Source organism: Pseudomonas sp. B35(2017), from assembly GCF_002113645.1.
GTDB lineage: Bacteria > Pseudomonadota > Gammaproteobacteria > Pseudomonadales > Pseudomonadaceae > Aquipseudomonas > Aquipseudomonas ekonensis.
In genome coordinates, this window is record NZ_NEIZ01000036.1 from 1 (window position 1) to 5196 (window position 5196).

Sequence of the window (5196 nt, forward strand, 5' to 3'; positions counted from 1 at the left end):
CCAGGAAGCGGTGCTGCTGGCCCGGGAGGATGAACCCGGCCAAGTGCGCCTGGTGGCGTACTTCACCGCCCAGGCACAAGTCGAGCCGCTGGAGGTGGGCGAACTGCGCACGCACCTGCTGAGCCAACTGCCGGAATACATGGTGCCGTCGGCGTTTGTCCGGCTCGACGCCTTGCCGCTGACCGCCAACGGCAAGCTCGACCGCAAGGCCTTGCCGAAACCCGAGCGCAGCGCGTTGTTCACCCGCGAGTACGAGGCGCCCCAGGGCGAGCTGGAGAACGCATTGGCGCAGGTCTGGGCCGAGGTATTGCAGGTGGAGCGGGTAGGGCGCCACGATCACTTCTTCGAACTGGGCGGCCACTCGCTGCTGGCGATGCGCATGGTGTCCCAGGTGCGCCAGCGCCTGGGCGTGGAACTGGCACTGAGCGACCTGTTCGCCAACGCCGAACTGGCCGCCGTGGCCGAGGTGCTGTCCCGCGCGGGCCGCAGCACGCTGCCGGACATCGTGCCGGCGCCCCGCGACCAGGCGCTGCCGCTGTCGTTCGCCCAGCAGCGGTTGTGGTTCCTGTCGCAGATGGAAGGGGCCAACACGGCGTACAACATCCCGATCGCCCTGCGCCTGCGCGGGCGCCTCGACGAAGACGCGCTGCAGCGCTCATTGGCGCGGATTGTCGCCCGCCACGAAACCCTGCGCAGCCGCTTCGCCCAGTTCAATGACGAAGCCGAGGTGCTGATCGCCCCGGTGGACAGCGGCTTGCCGTTGCAGGCTGAAGACCTGCGCCGCCACCCGCAGGCCGAAGACGCGTTGCTGGCGTTGATCGAGGGCGAAGCGTCGGCCCCGTTCGACCTGGAGGGCGATCCGCTGATCCGCGGACGGCTGGTGCGCATGGCCGATGATCACCACGTCTTGCTGCTGACCTTGCACCACATCGTCACCGACGGTTGGTCCATGGGCGTGCTGACCCGCGAGCTGATGGCGCTTTACCAGGCCTTCAGCCACGGCGAGCCCGATCCGCTGCCGCCGCTGGCCTTGCAGTACACCGACTACGCCGTGTGGCAACGCCGCTGGCTCAGCGGCGAGGTGCTGCAACGCCAGAGCGACTACTGGCGCCAGACCCTGAGCGGCGCGCCGGCTTTGCTGGCCTTGCCCACCGACCGGCCGCGGCCGGCGCAGCAGGACTACGCCGGCCGCCAGATCGAAATCACCTTGGATGAACGCCTGACCGCCGGCCTCAACGCGTTGTGCCAGCGCCACGGCGTGACGCTGTACATGGCTCTGACGGGCGCGTGGGCGATGCTGATGGCGCGCCTGTCCGGCCAAGCGGACGTGGTGATCGGCTCGCCGGTGGCCAACCGTGGCCGGGCCGAGATCGAAGACCTGATCGGCATGTTCGTCAACACCCTGGCGCTGCGCATCGACACCTCGGGCGAGCTGAGCACCGAAGCGCTGCTGGCCCAGGTCAAGGCCCGCACGCTGGAAGCCCAGGCCCACCAGGACCTGCCGTTCGAGCAAGTGGTGGACATCGTCAAGCCGGAGCGCAGCCTGGCCCACAGCCCGTTGTTCCAGACCCTGTTCAGTTGGGAGAGCCGTCAGGGCGAACGCCTGGTCCTCGACAACCTGGCGCTCGAAGGCGTCGCCGAGCCCAGCCACTTCGCCAAGTTCGACCTGTCGCTGACCCTGCGCGAGGCGCAAGGCGAGCTTCGCGGCACGCTGGAGTACGCCACGGCGTTGTTCGACGAAGCGACGGTCGTGCGTTACTTCGGTTACCTGCAGCGGCTGCTGCAAGCGATGGCCAGTGATGACCACGCGGTGCTGGAGCAGGTGCCGATGCTGGCGGAAGACGAACGGCAGGCGTTGCTGTTCGATCTCAACGCCACCGACGTCGACTACGACCTGCAACAGACGATCCATGGCCTGTTCGAGGCCCAGGCCTTGCGCACGCCGCAGGCCGTGGCGGTCAAGAGCGGCGACCGTTCCTTGAGCTACGCCGAGCTGAACCGCCAGGCCAACCGCCTGGCCCGTCACTTGCGCGGCTTGGGCGTGGGCCCGGATGCGCGGGTGGGGATCTGCGTCGAGCGCAGCCCGGAGATGGTGGTGGGCCTGCTGGCGATCCTCAAGGCCGGCGGCGGCTACGTGCCGTTGGACCCGGCCTACCCGGCGGAACGCCTGGCCTACATGCTGGACGACAGCGCCCCGCTGGCGGTGCTGGTGCACGGCGCGACCCGCAGTGTGCTCGGCGAATCCGCCGCCCAGGTGGTCGACCTGGACGAAGCGGTTTGGGCATCGCAACCTGCCGACAACCTGCCGGCGCAGGGCCTGACCCCGCAGCACATGGCCTACGTGATCTACACCTCCGGCTCCACCGGCCAACCCAAGGGCGTGATCAACGAGCATTCCGGTGTGGTCAACCGCCTGCTGTGGATGCAGGACGCCTACCGCCTGAGCGCCAAGGACACGGTGCTGCAAAAGACCCCGTTCAGCTTCGACGTGTCGGTGTGGGAGTTCTTCTGGCCGCTGATGACCGGGGCGCGGCTGGTCATGGCCCGGCCCGAGGGCCACAAGGATCCGCAGTACCTGAGCGACATCATCGCGGCGGAGCGCGTCACCACGCTGCACTTCGTGCCGTCGATGCTCGACGTGTTCCTCGCCCATGGCGACACCGCCCGCTGCGCCGACCTGCGTCAGGTGATGTGCAGCGGCGAGGCGCTGCCGGGCAGCCTGGTGCGGCGCTTCAAGCGGCAGTTGCCGGGTATCGGCCTGCACAACCTGTACGGCCCGACCGAAGCGGCGGTGGACGTCACCGCGTGGGACTGCGCGGGCCCCCTCGACACCACGCCGGACAACACCCCCATCGGCAAACCGATCGCCAACACTCGGATGTACATCCTCGACGGGCAACGGCAACCGGTGCCGCTGGGCGTGGTCGGCGAGCTGTACATCGGCGGCGTGCAAGTGGCGCGGGGTTACCTCAACCGTGCGCCGCTCAGCGCCGAACGGTTCCTGGAGGATCCGTTCCGGCCGCAGGGCCGGATGTACCGCACCGGCGACGTCGCCCGCTGGCTGGCCGACGGCAACATCGAATACCTGGGCCGCAACGACGACCAGGTGAAGATCCGCGGCCTGCGCATCGAGCTGGGCGAGATCCAGTCGCGCCTGAGCGCCCTGGACGGCGTGCAGGAAGCGGCGGTGCTGGCCCGGGAGGACGTGCCGGGGGACAAGCGGCTGGTGGCGTACTACACCGGCACAGCGCAATCGGTGGAGGACCTGCGCACACGGCTGCTCGAACACCTGCCGGACTACATGGTGCCGGCGCTGTTCGTGCATCTGGACGCCTGGCCGCTGAGCCCCAACGGCAAGCTCGACCGCAAGGCGTTGCCGGCGCCGGATCAGGCTGCGGCGAGCGTGCGCCAGTACGAGGCCCCGGTCGGCGAGACGGAAATCACCCTTGCGCAACTGTGGTCCGAGCTGCTCAACGTCGAGCGGGTCGGGCGTCATGATCATTTCTTCGAACTGGGCGGGCACTCGCTGCTGGCGGTCAATCTGGTCGCCCGCATGCGCCGCGCCGGCCTGACGGCAGACGTGCGCGTGCTGTTCAACCAGCCGACCCTCGCCGCACTGGCGGCCGCCGTCGGCGGGGCGCCGGAAGCCGAAGTGCCGGCCAACCGCATCGCGCCGGACTGCCGGCGGATCACGCCTGAGCTGTTGCCGCTGGTTGCGCTGGAGCAGGCCGACATCGACCGCATCGTCGCCGGCATCCCTGGCGGCGCGGCCAACGTGCAGGACATTTACCCGCTGGCGCCGTTGCAGGCCGGGATCCTGTTCCATCACCTGACGGCCACCGAGGGCGATCCGTACGTGCTGCAGGCGCAGTTCGCCTTCGCCGACGAGCAGCGTCTGAACGCGTTCGCCGAGGCCTTGCAGCATGTGATCGACCGTCACGACATCCTGCGCACCTCGTTCTACTACGAAGGGCTGGACGAACCGGTGCAGGTGGTCTGGCGCCAGGCGTCGCTGGTGAGCGAAACGCTGGAGCTGGACGCGGAGGCGGGGGACGCGCTGACGCAGTTGCGCGCGCGGTTCAATGTCCGGCATTACCGCATGGCCGTGGATCAGGCACCGTTGCTGCGTGTGGTGCATGCCTGGGATGCGGACAACCGGCGCGTGGTGGCGCTGCTGCTGTTCCATCACCTGGTGATGGATCACGTAGCGCTTGAGGTGCTGCAACACGAGATGAACGCCGTGCTGCTCGGTCACGAGCAGCGCTTGGCGGAACCGGTGCCGTACCGCAACCACGTGGCCCGCGCGCATTCGGGCCTCGACGACCGGGCGCACGAGGCGTTCTTCCGGGCGATGCTTGGCGATGTCGAGGAAGCGACCGTGCCCTATGGCCGCCATGCCGCCCAGGGCGGCGAGACGGCGCGGGCGCACCTGACGCTGGACAATCCGCTCAGCCGTACGCTGCGGCGCCAGGCCCGACGCCTGGGCATCAGCGTCGCCAGCCTGATGCACCTGGCCTGGGCTCAGGTGCTGGGGCAACTGGCGGGCCGCGACGACGTGGTATTTGGCACCGTCCTGCTCGGCCGCCTGCACGGTGGCGAGGGTGTCGAGCGGTCGCCGGGGGTGTTCGTCAATACCTTGCCGTTGCGCATCGGCCTGACCGGGCAAACCGTGAAGGCCGCCGCGCTGGCCGTCCAGCAACGCTTGAACCAACTGCTGGAGCATGAACACGTGCAACTGGCGCTGGTGCAGCATTGCAGCGCCATGGCGCCGGGCACGCCGCTGTTCGGCACGTTGCTCAATTACCGCCACAGCGCACCGCAGGGTGCAGCCTCCGCCGAGGCGGAGCGCGCCTGGCAGGGCATGCGATTGCTGGAGGCCGAGGAACACACCAACTATCCCGTGACCCTCAGCGTCGATGACCTGGGCGAGGATTTCAGCCTGACGGCGTTGACCGGGGCGGGGATCGAGGCCCGGCGGATCTGCGGATACATGCACGGCGCGCTGGAGCGCCTGGCGCTTGCGTTGGAGCAGTCGCCGAACCTGCCGATCGATCAACTGACGATCCTGACGGCGGCGGAACGCGAGCAAGTGCTGCACGGCTTCAACGCCACCGCCGCCGACTACCCGCAAGGCCTCACCACCCAGCAACGCTTCGAGGCCCAGGCCGCGCAACGGCCCGACGCCGTGGCCGCCGC

The 5196-nt window shown here is 68.9% G+C and carries 1 protein-coding gene; it reads left to right on the top strand.

Going from position 1 to position 5196, the window contains the following annotated elements; translation table 11 throughout:
• On the top strand, positions 1-5196 hold a 5196-nt coding region (locus tag CAG41_RS27960), incomplete at both ends, for an amino acid adenylation domain-containing protein (RefSeq protein ID WP_139835006.1).